The 11,346-nt window shown below is 63.1% G+C and carries 19 protein-coding genes and 5 pseudogenes; 21 read left to right on the top strand and 3 right to left on the bottom strand.

All coding sequences use genetic code 11. The annotated features are described in order from the left end of the window. On the bottom strand, positions 1-363 hold a 363-nt coding region (locus NVV79_RS22350), incomplete at its 3' end, for a hypothetical protein (protein WP_303994410.1). A 441-nt stretch (positions 364-804) separates the two neighbouring features. Here NVV79_RS22350 and NVV79_RS22345 point away from each other — a divergent pair. Together NVV79_RS22345 and NVV79_RS22340 are read left to right on the top strand one after the other, a co-directional pair. Continuing rightward, on the top strand, positions 805-1,092 hold the full coding sequence (locus NVV79_RS22345) for a hypothetical protein (RefSeq protein WP_303994408.1): 288 nt from the start codon (positions 805-807) through the stop codon (positions 1,090-1,092). Positions 1,093-1,600: 508 nt separating this feature from the next. Continuing rightward, a pseudogene (locus NVV79_RS22340) lies at positions 1,601-1,678 on the top strand (hypothetical protein); the annotation flags it as partial. A 50-nt stretch (positions 1,679-1,728) separates the two neighbouring features. On the opposite strand, the gene NVV79_RS22335 reads toward NVV79_RS22340, so the two are convergent. Next, positions 1,729-1,926, bottom strand: coding sequence for a hypothetical protein (locus NVV79_RS22335; protein WP_303994406.1), 198 nt, complete (start codon positions 1,924-1,926; stop codon positions 1,729-1,731). A gap of 98 nt (positions 1,927-2,024) precedes the next feature. On the opposite strand from NVV79_RS22335, the gene NVV79_RS22330 reads away from it, so the two are divergent. The 5 genes and pseudogenes from NVV79_RS22330 (at position 2,025) to NVV79_RS22755 (ending at position 4,420) form a co-directional block, all read left to right on the top strand. Continuing rightward, on the top strand, positions 2,025-2,423 hold the full coding sequence (locus NVV79_RS22330) for a hypothetical protein (protein ID WP_303994404.1): 399 nt from the start codon (positions 2,025-2,027) through the stop codon (positions 2,421-2,423). Then, the gene (locus NVV79_RS22325; RefSeq protein WP_303994402.1) at positions 2,416-2,721 is read left to right on the top strand and encodes an extracellular solute-binding protein; all 306 of its coding nucleotides are present in this window, start codon (positions 2,416-2,418) and stop codon (positions 2,719-2,721) included. The genes NVV79_RS22330 and NVV79_RS22325 overlap by 8 nt, the downstream gene beginning before the upstream one ends. Next, the gene (locus NVV79_RS22320) at positions 2,691-3,536 is read left to right on the top strand and encodes an extracellular solute-binding protein (RefSeq protein WP_303994400.1); all 846 of its coding nucleotides are present in this window, start codon (positions 2,691-2,693) and stop codon (positions 3,534-3,536) included. The genes NVV79_RS22325 and NVV79_RS22320 overlap by 31 nt, the downstream gene beginning before the upstream one ends. A gap of 139 nt (positions 3,537-3,675) precedes the next feature. Beyond that, positions 3,676-4,224 (top strand): annotated as a pseudogene (locus NVV79_RS22760) (tyrosine-protein phosphatase); the annotation flags it as partial. 79 nt (positions 4,225-4,303) lie between these two features. Next, positions 4,304-4,420, top strand: coding sequence for a hypothetical protein (locus tag NVV79_RS22755; protein WP_369684760.1), 117 nt, complete (start codon positions 4,304-4,306; stop codon positions 4,418-4,420). A 248-nt stretch (positions 4,421-4,668) separates the two neighbouring features. Here the strand turns inward: NVV79_RS22755 and NVV79_RS22310 are convergent, their stop codons facing one another. Further along, on the bottom strand, positions 4,669-5,010 hold the full coding sequence (locus NVV79_RS22310) for a hypothetical protein (protein ID WP_303994396.1): 342 nt from the start codon (positions 5,008-5,010) through the stop codon (positions 4,669-4,671). Positions 5,011-5,143: 133 nt separating this feature from the next. On the opposite strand from NVV79_RS22310, the gene NVV79_RS22305 reads away from it, so the two are divergent. From NVV79_RS22305 to NVV79_RS22735, 14 genes and pseudogenes are all read left to right on the top strand, one after another. Further along, positions 5,144-6,019 (top strand): metallophosphoesterase, encoded by an 876-nt coding sequence (locus NVV79_RS22305; RefSeq protein ID WP_303994394.1) that lies wholly within the window; start codon positions 5,144-5,146, stop codon positions 6,017-6,019. A gap of 33 nt (positions 6,020-6,052) precedes the next feature. Further along, positions 6,053-6,346, top strand: a complete 294-nt coding sequence (locus tag NVV79_RS22300; protein ID WP_303994392.1) for a hypothetical protein — start codon at positions 6,053-6,055, stop codon at positions 6,344-6,346. Then, on the top strand, positions 6,295-6,534 hold the full coding sequence (locus NVV79_RS22295) for a hypothetical protein (protein WP_303994390.1): 240 nt from the start codon (positions 6,295-6,297) through the stop codon (positions 6,532-6,534). Before NVV79_RS22300 ends, NVV79_RS22295 begins: the two co-directional genes overlap by 52 nt. Then, the gene (locus NVV79_RS22290; RefSeq protein ID WP_303994388.1) at positions 6,461-7,021 is read left to right on the top strand and encodes an extracellular solute-binding protein; all 561 of its coding nucleotides are present in this window, start codon (positions 6,461-6,463) and stop codon (positions 7,019-7,021) included. The genes NVV79_RS22295 and NVV79_RS22290 overlap by 74 nt, the downstream gene beginning before the upstream one ends. Further along, positions 7,021-7,326 (top strand): hypothetical protein, encoded by a 306-nt coding sequence (locus NVV79_RS22285; RefSeq protein WP_303994386.1) that lies wholly within the window; start codon positions 7,021-7,023, stop codon positions 7,324-7,326. Before NVV79_RS22290 ends, NVV79_RS22285 begins: the two co-directional genes overlap by 1 nt. Positions 7,327-7,381: 55 nt before the next feature. Next, a pseudogene (locus NVV79_RS22750) lies at positions 7,382-7,942 on the top strand (hypothetical protein); the annotation flags it as partial. A gap of 109 nt (positions 7,943-8,051) precedes the next feature. Then, positions 8,052-8,300, top strand: a complete 249-nt coding sequence (locus tag NVV79_RS22275) for a hypothetical protein (protein ID WP_303994414.1) — start codon at positions 8,052-8,054, stop codon at positions 8,298-8,300. A gap of 29 nt (positions 8,301-8,329) precedes the next feature. Next, a complete protein-coding gene (locus NVV79_RS22270; RefSeq protein WP_303994384.1) occupies positions 8,330-8,722 on the top strand; it encodes a hypothetical protein in 393 nt (130 codons plus the stop codon). A gap of 111 nt (positions 8,723-8,833) precedes the next feature. Further along, a complete protein-coding gene (locus tag NVV79_RS22265) occupies positions 8,834-8,956 on the top strand; it encodes a hypothetical protein (RefSeq protein ID WP_303994382.1) in 123 nt (40 codons plus the stop codon). Next, a complete protein-coding gene (locus NVV79_RS22260) occupies positions 8,914-9,126 on the top strand; it encodes a hypothetical protein (protein ID WP_303994380.1) in 213 nt (70 codons plus the stop codon). The genes NVV79_RS22265 and NVV79_RS22260 overlap by 43 nt, the downstream gene beginning before the upstream one ends. A 55-nt stretch (positions 9,127-9,181) precedes the next feature. Continuing rightward, positions 9,182-9,403 (top strand): annotated as a pseudogene (locus tag NVV79_RS22745) (tyrosine-protein phosphatase); the annotation flags it as partial. Positions 9,404-9,405: 2 nt separating this feature from the next. Continuing rightward, positions 9,406-9,921 (top strand): tyrosine-protein phosphatase, encoded by a 516-nt coding sequence (locus tag NVV79_RS22255; protein WP_369684759.1) that lies wholly within the window; start codon positions 9,406-9,408, stop codon positions 9,919-9,921. Positions 9,922-9,927: 6 nt separating this feature from the next. Continuing rightward, a pseudogene (locus NVV79_RS22740) lies at positions 9,928-10,343 on the top strand (ATP-binding cassette domain-containing protein); the annotation flags it as partial. Positions 10,344-10,349: 6 nt separating this feature from the next. Beyond that, a complete protein-coding gene (locus NVV79_RS22735) occupies positions 10,350-11,036 on the top strand; it encodes a TOBE domain-containing protein (RefSeq protein WP_369684758.1) in 687 nt (228 codons plus the stop codon). The last annotated feature ends 310 nt before the right edge of the window (positions 11,037-11,346 follow it).

The raw sequence follows: 11,346 nt of genomic DNA, 5'->3' as shown, positions 1-11,346 counted from the left end.
CGCTGCCTCATGACCGAAATGGGGGCGACAGCTGTCAAGGCAGTTGACGGCGTTGCAGCAAGAGCCAACCCATCGTCGATGCCGCGATGCCGCAAAGCTGCTGAATAGCTTTGTGGTTGTTGTGTCCGCTTTTAGGAGATCGGAAAAGGTGATGGAACGTCTGAAATGGGGCGCGTTGCAGACCGACTTCATTGCCGTACCGAATAGCGGCACGCCCCGCGCATTGAGGAAATGGCCGGCCAAGTCGCCGACCGCGCCATGGGCGATAAGCTCGGCTATCGATGCCATCGGGCGGGCCATAGCGCACCTGCAGAGAGCGATGATCGGAAACGTCGCCGACGCTGAGATGAGCCAGATCGACATTGCAGATGGTCTCGAATGTGCGGCGGCAACGAGAAGTATAGCACGCTGCGTTCGGGCGAATCTGCATAGAGTGGGGCTACGAAGTAGCGGCAATCTGCCGGAAGCACCTTGGCAAAACCACTTACGATTTCAAGGTGTTGATCTCCGCGCCTTGGATCGGACCACAATCCTGGAGTGCACTTCCATTTTTGGGAACATTCGGGGGCATAAATTGCATGGTCTCGTGCGGCGTGGAGCCAACAGAAATTCGCGTTTGCCAGCTGCGTGGATGTCGCCTAGGACATTAGCAAGCCTGTATTCCGCCGACAAATAATCTAAACGGGAAACGCCGGGGTTCACACGGCTGTCACGGCCCTGGTGCCATGTTCTGCGCGCTGCAGCGGGAAACCAACAAAAGCGTCACGGCAGAGAAGCTGCAGGCTGCGTGCGAGGCGCTGCTCAATGTTGCTGATCACCCAGACGAAGTTACTGTCGAGCATTGCGCGGCGGGCGGGCGCTGCGGTCAGTGCAGTCAGCTATCATTTTGGAAGTGTCGAGCAGCTGATCTTTTCAGTGGCCGAGCGGGTCTATATGAAGCTGAACGCCGAGGCGGCTGGCAATGCTGCAGGCGGCGGTACAGCGCGCATCCGGCACCTGCAAGCAGTCGAAGACCTTATCGTCGCCAGGTCGGCCCGTCCATCCGCTGGAGCCTCGATCGAGCATCCAGCTATAACGTGCTGCGACACATGACCAACCGCCCAATCCAGCGAACACCCCGAGATATTCCGCCCCATGATCGAAGACATCGATCATCACCGCGTGTTCATTCCGCACCTCCGAACGATTGCGCCTGGCTCAGCGACGTGGATATCGGCTTCCGCATCTCCTGCCTGCTGGGCGTTCGCTCGCAGATGACGTAACCGGCGCCGTACCGACGAATTGACCAGCCACGCGCTGAACCTGGACGATCCCCTGATAGTGCTCCTGAACAGGTCGTCGCGGCGACGACACCGATGTTCACCACACCACCTTCGACCAATTCAAACGCTGTTCCAAACTCGTCACGTCGCTGAGACGGTAGGGCTCCAGGCCATGCCCAGCAACGGAGCACGACCCATGGCCGAGACCAGTTTTATCCATACCGACCTGCATGTCGGCACCCCCGCCGTCGCTGACGACCATCTGTTCAGCGACACATCCAGGACGCTGGCCCGGGTGCTCGAGTTGATCGCCAGCATGGACCAGCGCGCCCAAATTCATCATTGCCAGCGGCGACCTGACCAATCGCGGCGACGCCGACAGCTACCGCCAGCTCAAGGCCATCATGGCCGCCACCGACCTGCCCGTGGTCTATGCCATCGGCAACCATGACACCTGCGCTGGCTTCTACGAGGGCATGCTCGGCCAGACCAAGACCTCGACCTGCCCTACGATCACGAGCAGGTCATCGAAGCGGCGCATGTCATCACCCTCGATACCACCACGCCCGGCCAGATCGGAGGCAGTATCGAGCCCGAACAGTTCGCCTGGCTCGAAGCCGCGCTCGACAGCCATGCCGATCTGCCCAAGCTGATCGTCGCCCATCACGCGCCAGCGCTTGGCGATACCCCCGCCCGGACCATTGGCGAACTATTGAGTTCAATCAGTCCCAGCAGCTCGCGGCTCTGCTCAGGGGCCGCAATGTGGTGGGCATTCTCTCCGGCCATATCCACCACGACCGCTTCTCGGTGTGGCACGGCATTCCGGTCATCGTCGGCATGGGCCAGCATGCCGCCACCGACATTCTCACCACCGACGTGCTGCGCATGGTGGAAGGCGCCTCGTTCGGCATCGGTACCATCCGCCGCTCCGGCCTCACCATGGCTCTGGTGCCGTTGCCCCAGACCCGAGCCGAACTCAATCGCTACGACCTCAAGCTCCTCCGTCAAAGCAGGAAGCTGCCCTCGCCGACGCCGCCGCAGGCTGATCTCCCAACTCCAAGGACCCCACCGATGATCAAACGCAATTTCATCAAGCTGCTGGCCGCCGCCAGCCTGGGCTTTACCGCCCTTTTCCGGCATGGCCTTCGCCCAAATGGCTGATGACATCACCGAACCGGTGACCATCACCTTCTACAATAACAACCTCGCCACCGCGAGCGCTGGCGCCGACGCCACCCGCGAACTGTTGGCCAGGTTCGAGGAAGAAAACCCCAATATCTCGGTCGAGACCATCGGCGTGCCATCCAACGAGATCGGAACGCGTCTGCAGGCCGATATGGCCGCTGGCCAGCAGCCCGACCTGGCCCAACTGGTGTTTCGCGACCTGATCTACGTCGCCAGCGACCTGGGCGCCAATGCCCGGAAGACATGGCCGGCTCGGACGGCTATGCCGAACTGACTGACGGCATGATCCCCCGCGGCCTCGATCTCGGCAAGGTCGACGGCAAGACCTATGGCCTTGCCTATACTTTCTCGACCCCGATCCTCTATTACAACGCCGACCTGTTCCGTGCTGCCGGTCTCGACCCCGACAATCCACCCGAGGACTGGGCCGAGGTAAAGACCGCGGCCGAAGCCATCGTCGAAAAGACCGATGCCGAAGGCTTCTTCCCCGGCGCCTATGGCCCGGCCGATGGCACCTTCGTCTATCAGGCCATCCTGATGTCCAATGGCGGCAATGTCCGCGACGGCAACACCCTGACCTTCGCCAATCCCGAAGGCATCGAAGCGGTGCGGATGCTGCGCGACATGGTCGATAGCGGCGCGCATGCCCGGATCGACCCTGCCGGCGCCAACGATGCCATGCTGAGCGGCCAGTTGGGCATGTATCTTTATACCAGCGCCTTGCAGAACGCCCTTTCGACCGCTGCCGAAGGCAATTGGGAGTTGCGCGTCGCCGCCATGCCGAGCTTCGCTGACAAACCGACCACCCCGACCAATTCGGGCAGCGCCCTGTTCAGCTTCTCCAAGGATCCGGTCAAGCAGCGCGCTTCCTATGAGCTGATGAAGTTCCTCACCTCGAAATACGGCTACACCATCATCACCAGCAAGATCGGCTACCTGCCGCTGCGCCTCGATATCGTCGACGATCCGGAATTTCTCGGTCCGTGGACCGAAACCCATCCGCTGATCCGTCCGAACCTGGAACAGCTGTCTCGGCTCACTCCCAATGTTGCCTTCCCCGGCCCCAACTACCGCCGGCCGAGGCCATGATGAAGGAGGCAGTCGTCGAAGCCGTGCTTGGTGAAGACGATGTCTCCGAAGTGCTGAGCTTCGCCCAGGACAATGCCCGGGGCCTGATGCCCTGATGCCGACCGGGCGCGGCCGTGCCGCGCCCATCTCTTTCGACTAAATGGAGGCAGCCATGACCATGGCGGCGATGCGTCACTGGCCCTTGCCCGACACCCACAATATCCGCGATCTGGGCGGCTATGCCCGCATCACCGGCGGCGCTACACAATGGCGTCGCATCCTGCGGGGCGAGGCTCTGCATCCCCTGCGCGACGACAGCATCGCTCGGCTGGTCGAGGATGGCCTGACGCTGGTCATCGACCTGCGCGGGCCGCATGAGACCAGTGTTACGTCGCATCCTTTTCGCGAGCACGCCACGGTCGCCTACCGCAACATCGCCTTGTTTGACGCCCTGGCGCCCATCGCCATGAGTGCGGTGCCCTTCGACATGGCGCGGCGCTATTGCGACGCCCTGGATAAATGCCGCCCGCAACTCGCCGAGGTGCTGCGCGCCATCATCGCCGCGCCGCGCGGCATCGTTCTGTTCCACTGCACGGCCGGCAAGGATCGCACCGGCATCATTGCCGCGCTCTTGCTGCTGATTTCCGGCGTCGGTCGCGCCGACATCGTCGCCGACTATGCGCTCACCGCCGCTGCGGACGACCTGATCGGCCAGTTGCGTGAGCGCGCGCTCAGCTGGCGGCCGGCCCGAACATGTCGAGCGCGTGCTTGCCAGCGATGCTGCGACCATGCTGGTCATGCTCGACCATCTCGACGTCGCTCATGGTGGCATCGACGCCTACCTTGCTGGGATCGGGCTGACGCGCTCCGAGGTAGCCCTGCTGGCCGAACGGCTATGTGCCTAGCCGCCTCAGGCGGCGATGGCGGCCCAGCACATGGCGGCCACAAGCTGTCGGTCGGCCTCTGTCAACCTGGTCTCGGTCATGCGCCGGCGCTTCAGCGTATTGCGGATGGACCCGCGCATGAAGCTCATGATCATGGTCGGCGGGCCGGCTGAACCACACCCGCAGCCTGTGCCGCCTCGATCGTGGCGATGCCGTCTCGACGAAGGCGCCGAAAATGCGCCTTGGCGTCCCTCAGGGTAATCAGTGGATTATTGTCGAGATAATCGAACAGCCGCGCCCGGTCGGGATCCTCCCAAGATGAAGTCGATATAGCTCTCGATATAGCGGCGCACCGGCTCTTCGCCGCTATCCGCGCCGGACGGGTCACGAGGCTCTCGGTCATCAATGCCGTGACGCGCGTATAGACCCCCAGCACCAGCGCTTCCTTGGAGTCGAAGTAATTGTAGAGCGAGCCGGGTGGCCACGCTTGCCTCTTCGGCGATCGCGGCCATGGAGCACTGCAAGCCGTTGCGAACGATGAGCCGTGCGGCCGCTGCCAGTATGCGCTCACGCTTGTCGAGGACAACATCAAAAACCGAATGAACCTTCATTCACCTGTCATGGGAGGGAAGCTAACCCTAACGAAGGCGCCACACAAGATGTTTGTAACAAAACTTATGCGCCACAAGAGTTACAGCCGAAAATTTTGCCGCTGACCCCACCAGAGCAAAGGGGAGAGCGCCCATGTCCGACCCCGTCACTTTCATCCATCTGACCGACCTGCATGTCGGTAATCCCGCCGTGCAGGATGATCATCTTTTCTCCGACACCACGACGACGCTGCGGCGCATCCTGGCGGACATCAAGACGCTGGTGCCTCAGCCCAAATTCATCGTCGCCAGCGGCGACCTGACAAACCGCGGCGACCAGGGCAGCTACGAAAACCTCAAGTCGATCGTGGCGGAATCCGGCCTCGACATGCCGGTCCTCTATGCGCTGGGCAATCACGACCGTCGCGACGGCTTCTATCCGGCTATGCTCGGCCGGACCGACAATGTCGATGCTCCTTACGACCATGCCGAAGTCATTGCCGGCATCCACGTCATCGTTCTCGACTCCAGCGTGCCCGACAAGGTCGGCGGTTCGTTCGAGCCGGGCCAGCTCGACTGGCTCAAGGCCGAACTCGAAAACCATGCCGCGCTGCCCAAGCTGCTGGTCATGCACCACGCGCCGGCGCTCGATACGCACAATCCGACCATGGAGTGGAATCGCTGTCCTACGCCGATACCGAGGCCTTGCGGCAGGTCGTCGCCGGCAAGACCGTGCTGGGCATCCTCTCGGGCCATATCCACTACGACCGCGTATCCAACTGGTACGGCATCCCCGCCGTTGTCGGCATCGGCCAGCATGCCGCCACCGACGTGCTCTGGCTGCATGAAGGCCTGCGCATGCTCGAAGGTGCCGCCTTCGCCATCGGCTCCGTGCGGCCCTCGGGTCTCACCATCACCTTCGCGCCGCAGGCGGCCACCCCGTCGCGAACTGCACAGCTTCACCTTCTCCGGCATGGCCGAGATGCTGAAGAAATACGAAGCCGACACCGCCGTCGCCGCTGCTGAATGACAGGAACCACAACCATGCTCCGCATGACCATCCTTGCCAGCCTTGCTGGCGCTCTCCACGGCTGCTCCCGTGCTCGCCCAGACCATGGCGCCCAGCCTCGACCAGCCCGTCACCATCACCTTCTACAATTACAATCTGGCCACTGCCGGCCTCGGTGCCGACGCCACGCAGAAGCTGATCGACGAATTCATGGAAGCCAACCCGAACGTCACCGTCGAGGGCATCGGCTATTCCAGCGCCGACGGCAGCCGCATCGAGGCCGACTGGCCGCCGGCATGCCGGTTGACCTGGTCCAGACCGTGTTCAGCGATCTCGACTTTTCGGTGACCAATTTCGGCGCCCGGGCGCTGGAAGACATTGCCCCCGCCGAGGAAATCGCCGCCCATCTCGAAGGCATGCATCCCAACGGCACCAAGCTGGGCGTGCTGAACGGCAAGACCTATGGCCTCGGCCTATACATTCTCGACGCCGATCCTGTTCTACAATGCCGACCTCTTCCGCGCGGCCGGCCTTGATCCGGACAATCCGCCACAGACCTGGGCGGACGTCAAATCGGCGGCTCTCGCCATCGAGGAAAAGACCGACGCCGAAGGCTTTACCGGAGGCATTACCGGACCGGGCGCAGTCGACTGGCTGTTCCAGGGCGTCGTGCGCTCCAACAATGGCGAAGTGATCTCGCGCGACCGCACCACGCTGAAATTCGCCGAGCCGGAAGCGGTCGAGGCCGTCACCATGCTGCGCGACCTCTACGATGCCGGCGTCTACGAAAATTACGACTTTGCCGGCGCCATCGACGGTATGGCCTCGGGCAATCTGGGCATGTACTTGCAGACCAGCGCATTGCAGGGCTCGCTGGTGGCCGGCGCCGAGGGCAATTACGAGCTGCGTTCGTCCTCCATGCCGCGCTTCGGCGACAAGCCGACCCGCCCGAACAATTCGGGCAGCGCCCTCACCATCCACACCGCCGACCCGCTCAAGCAACGCGCCGCACTGGGAGGTTGATGAAGTTCCTGACCTCCGAGCATGGCTATACCATCATCACCTCGGAAATCGGCTACCTGCCGCTGCGCCCGGCCATCGTCACCGATCCCGACTATCTCGCCGGCTGGGTCGCCGAGCATCCGCTGGTCGCCCCCAATCTGGAGCAGCTCGATCGTCTCGAGCCACTGGGATCCGATGCCCGGCCCGAACTACCGTCAGATCGGCAAGACCATGATGGACGCGGTGGAAATGTCGGTCTTCGGCGGCGCCGATGTCGCGGCCACCCTGGCCGATGCCCGGGCCAATGCCAAGCCTTGATGCCCTGATCCCCTTGGCCCGCCTGCGGGCGGGCCAGCCACTCTCTCATACAGGAGCCGCGCCATGGCGGTTGCTTCCACCCCCGACCCGCCTGCGACGCGTCAGCAACGCGCTGGACTCCCTGGCTCTACCTGGCCCCGGCGCCCTGATCACGCTGGTCCTGTGGATTTACTGGCCGCTGGTCGATGCCTTCCGGCTGAGCTTCTACGAGTGGAACATGCTGCCCACCTCGGAACCGCACGATCTTTGTCGGCTGGCAGAATTACCAGAACATCTTCGCCCTGCCCAAATTCTGGCAGTCCCTGCGCAACACCGGCGTCTACATTCTCGGCCTGCTGCCGCTGGCCGTGCCTCGTTCCGCTGGCCATCGCGATCTATACCCATGACCTGCCCGAGCGCTCGCGCAACATCTATCGCGCCGTCATCTTCGTGCCGATGATCATCGCGCCGGTGGTGGCCGCCGCCGTCTGGCGCTGGCTGCTCGATCCGCTACGGCCTGATCAACGAGGCCATCAGGGCGCTGGGCTATCGCGCGGTGCGTTTCTCTCCAGGATCCCGATCGCGATCTGGACCGTCATCGTGCTTACCGGCTGGAAGCTGATCGGCTTCTCGACGCTGATCCTTTCGGCCGCCAACGCCAACATCAACCCGTCGCTGATCGAGGCGGCCCGCATGGACGGCCACCCGCTGGGCCATCATCCGCGACGTCCGCCTGCCGCTGCTGCGCTCCACCGTGCTGTTCCTGACGCTCATGACCATCCTGCTCGGCGCGCAATGGTCGTTTTCCTACATCCAGGTGCTGACCGGCGGGGGGCCGCTCGGGGCCACCACCAATATCTTCTATGTCCTCTGGGATTTCGGCTTCTCCACCCTGTCGGTCGGTTGGAGCTCGGCCGCGGCCGTCATTCTCTTCCTGGGCTTCGGCCTGCTCGCCTTCATCCTGTTCCGCCTGATCGACAGGTATTCCTTCCATGACAATTGACAGCTCCGCTCCGCCCGCCCGCTGCCCCGATGCCCGCCGCCGCGCCTCATATCGGCCCAAGGCCGGGGCCGCTCAACACGGCCGCGATCGCCCATCTGGTCATGGTGATCCTGTCGATCTTCTGCCTGTTCCCGGTCTACTGGATGCTGGTCAGTTCCTTCCGCCCGGCCAATACGCTGTCTTCGAAACCAGCCTCTGGCCGACCCAGCCCCTCGCTCGACAACTACACCCGCGCCATCGACGCCATCCCGATCGCACGGATGCTGGTCAACACCCTGGTCTTCTCCGCGGTTTCGACCGTTTTCCAACTTGCTGACCGGCATTCTGGCCGCTTTCGCCTTTGCCCGCTGGAGGTTCCCGCTCGACAAACTGGTCTATACGCGGCGTGGCGCTCACCTGGTTGGTCCCGTTCCAGGTGGTGATGATCCCTAACTACCTGCTGGTCGCGCGAATGGGGCTGCTCGATAGCTCGCGCGCGCTGATCCTGCCCCATATTCGCCGCAGCGCTCGCCATCCTGCTGCTGGCCCGGGCCATGCGCTCCTTCCCGCGCGAGGTGGTCGAGGCCGCCCGCATGGATGGCGCCAGCAACTGGCGATCCTGTGGGAAGTATTGGTGCCCAACCTGCGCGGCACCATCGCCTCGCTGGCCATCCTGATCTTCATCTCGACCTGGAACGAGTATTTCTGGCCTCTGCTGCTCAGCCGCACAGCCGAAAACAGCGTCGTCCAGATCGGCATCCAGATGTTCATGACCGCCGAAGGCAACCAATGGGGACCACTCATGGCCGCCTCCACGCTGGCCAGCCTGCCGGTCCTCGTCATCTAACTATCGTCCTGCAGCGCCAAGTCGTCCAATCCTTCATGAAATCGGGAATCCGTTGATGCAACCCGCACCCACCGTCACCTGCCCATCACGGGCACCTATCAACGTCCGCGACCTGGGGCGGCTATGCCACATCCGGCGGGCGGACCGCTGGCGCCGCCTGCTCCGCGCCGACGCCCTACACCGGCTCGACGAGGAAGGGGTAGAAACGATGCTCGCCTCGGGCGTCACCACCGTCATCGATCTCCGGCACGGCGATGAGCTGACCCATCAGCCCAATCCATTCAACGGGCATACCGCGGTCATCTATCACAACATCTCCCTGCTCGATGGCCTGGCTCCCGCCCAGATGGACGAGGGCGACGTATTGCTCGAACTCTACAAGCTCGCGCTTATGCTGCGGCAGCCGCGCTGGCGCAGGTGCTTCGTATCATCGCCGATGCCCCACCCGGTGCCGTCCTCTTCCATTGTACCGCCGGCAAGGACCGTACCGGCATCGTCGCCGCCTTGCTGCTCGGCATTGCCGGCGTGGAAGCCGCGCTCATCGTCGAGGACTATGCGCTGACCGCACGCCTCATCGCGCCGATCGTCGCCGACATCACCGCTGGCGCCGTGGCGCGTGGCGCCGACCCCGCGAGCTTCCAGCGCCTGCTGGCCTCCGAGCCCGCCACCATGGCCGCCGCCACCCTTGCTTTCATCACTGCCGAGTTCGGCTCCATCGCTGCCTATATCGAGCGCATCGGACTGACACCGATTACGATCGAACGCCTGCGCAACCGCCTTGTGGGAGAATTCTGATGGCCGATGTCACGATCACCAACGTCGAAGAAATCCTATGACGGCAAGCCCGTGCTACATGGCATCGATGTTGCCCTGCCCGACGGCCATTTCGTGGTCATCGTCGGCCCCTCGGGCTGTGGCAAGTCGACCCTGCTGCGGATGATTGCCGGCCTCGAGGACATCACTGCGGGCACCATCGCCATCGGCGGCACCGTGATGAACGACATCGAGCCGGCCGACCGCGGCTGCGCCATGGTGTTCCAGAATTACGCGCTCTACCCGCATATGACGGTGCGGCAGAACATTGCCTACCCGCTGCGCCTCGCCGGCTTCCTGCTGCCGAGCGCGACATGCGCGTCGATCACGCCGCCAAAATCCTCAACCTCGCCGATTATCTCGACCGCCGCCCGGCGCAACTGTCCGGCGGCCAGCGCCAGCGTGTTGCCATGGGTCGGGCCATCGTGCGCGAACCCGATGTCTTCCTGTTCGACGAACCGCTCTCCAATCTCGACGCCCTGCTGCGCGTGCAGATGCGCATCGAGATCAAGCGCCTGCACAAACGCCTCAACGCCACTTCCATTTTCGTGACCCACGACCAGGTCGAGGCCATGACACTGGCCGATACGCTGATCGTCATGAATGCCGGCCGTATCGAGCAGATCGGCTCGCCCGCCGAGGTCTATCGCCGCCCCGCCTCGATCTTTGTCGCCGGCTTCATGGGCGCGCCGGCGATGAACCTTTTGCCAGCCACCGTTGGCCTGGGCGGCAAGGTCACGCTGGACGGCATTGCCAACGACGTGGCGATAGGACAATCGACCCTGCGCGCTGGCACCACGCTGACCATAGGTATCCGCCCCGAAAATATTGCGCTATCGGCTGTGAAGGGACAGGGCCTGCCGGCAACTGTCGATCTGGTCGAAGAACTGGGCGGTTCGCGGGTAGCCTATTGCAACCTCGATGGCAGCGAAGTCGCCGTGGTATTGCCGCCAGGCGATGACAAAATCGACGGCAACACAATGTGGCTGACCTTTCCACCCCAACTGATCCAGAGCTTCGATCGTCTATCCGGCCTGCGCCTCGATGTACCGATGAAGACCGTATCCACGAGCAGCATGAAGCGCGAGGACGCGTGATGCCACCTGTCGTCAACGCATGATTGGCGGCACGATCTGTCCGGAGCAGTACGTCCTCGCGGTAGGCAGCTGCTATTCGTGGGTATGCTGTCCCGACTTGAGACGCACAGCCGGATTGACGGGAGCTCCTGGCAGGCTCAACCGAGCCAGGGGTTCCAATGCAATCTGCGGCGGCAGATCATGGCATCTTTAGAAGCTCGCGATTCGATCCTGAACGGCGAGAAATTGGGTCGGAAGCCGTCAAGGGCTAAGCCGGTCAGACGACGCGCCGGTCGTTAGTTCGCAGTTCTGTTCTGAACGGTGGGTATTT

Origin of the sequence: Devosia ginsengisoli (genome assembly GCF_024707105.1) — a bacterium.
Classification (GTDB): domain Bacteria; phylum Pseudomonadota; class Alphaproteobacteria; order Rhizobiales; family Devosiaceae; genus Devosia; species Devosia ginsengisoli_A.
This window is presented reverse-complemented; position numbering and strand designations above follow the sequence as displayed.

What these genes read in the sequence shown, in the direction of transcription:
- NVV79_RS22345 (WP_303994408.1), top strand. Translation starts at nt 805, where the DNA reads ATGTTGCTGATCACCCAGACGAAGTTACTGTCGAGCATTGCGCGGCGG.
- NVV79_RS22335 (WP_303994406.1), bottom strand. Translation starts at nt 1,926, where the DNA reads ATGGGCGACGATCAGCTTGGGCAGATCGGCATGGCTGTCGAGCGCGGC.
- NVV79_RS22325 (WP_303994402.1), top strand. Translation starts at nt 2,416, where the DNA reads ATGGCTGATGACATCACCGAACCGGTGACCATCACCTTCTACAATAAC.
- NVV79_RS22320 (WP_303994400.1), top strand. Translation starts at nt 2,691, where the DNA reads ATGGCCGGCTCGGACGGCTATGCCGAACTGACTGACGGCATGATCCCC.
- NVV79_RS22755 (WP_369684760.1), top strand. Translation starts at nt 4,304, where the DNA reads ATGCTGGTCATGCTCGACCATCTCGACGTCGCTCATGGTGGCATCGAC.
- NVV79_RS22310 (WP_303994396.1), bottom strand. Translation starts at nt 5,010, where the DNA reads ATGAAGGTTCATTCGGTTTTTGATGTTGTCCTCGACAAGCGTGAGCGC.
- NVV79_RS22305 (WP_303994394.1), top strand. Translation starts at nt 5,144, where the DNA reads ATGTCCGACCCCGTCACTTTCATCCATCTGACCGACCTGCATGTCGGT.
- NVV79_RS22295 (WP_303994390.1), top strand. Translation starts at nt 6,295, where the DNA reads ATGCCGGTTGACCTGGTCCAGACCGTGTTCAGCGATCTCGACTTTTCG.
- NVV79_RS22290 (WP_303994388.1), top strand. Translation starts at nt 6,461, where the DNA reads ATGGCCTCGGCCTATACATTCTCGACGCCGATCCTGTTCTACAATGCC.
- NVV79_RS22285 (WP_303994386.1), top strand. Translation starts at nt 7,021, where the DNA reads ATGAAGTTCCTGACCTCCGAGCATGGCTATACCATCATCACCTCGGAA.
- NVV79_RS22270 (WP_303994384.1), top strand. Translation starts at nt 8,330, where the DNA reads ATGCCCGCCGCCGCGCCTCATATCGGCCCAAGGCCGGGGCCGCTCAAC.
- NVV79_RS22265 (WP_303994382.1), top strand. Translation starts at nt 8,834, where the DNA reads ATGCGCTCCTTCCCGCGCGAGGTGGTCGAGGCCGCCCGCATGGATGGC.
- NVV79_RS22735 (WP_369684758.1), top strand. Translation starts at nt 10,350, where the DNA reads ATGGGTCGGGCCATCGTGCGCGAACCCGATGTCTTCCTGTTCGACGAA.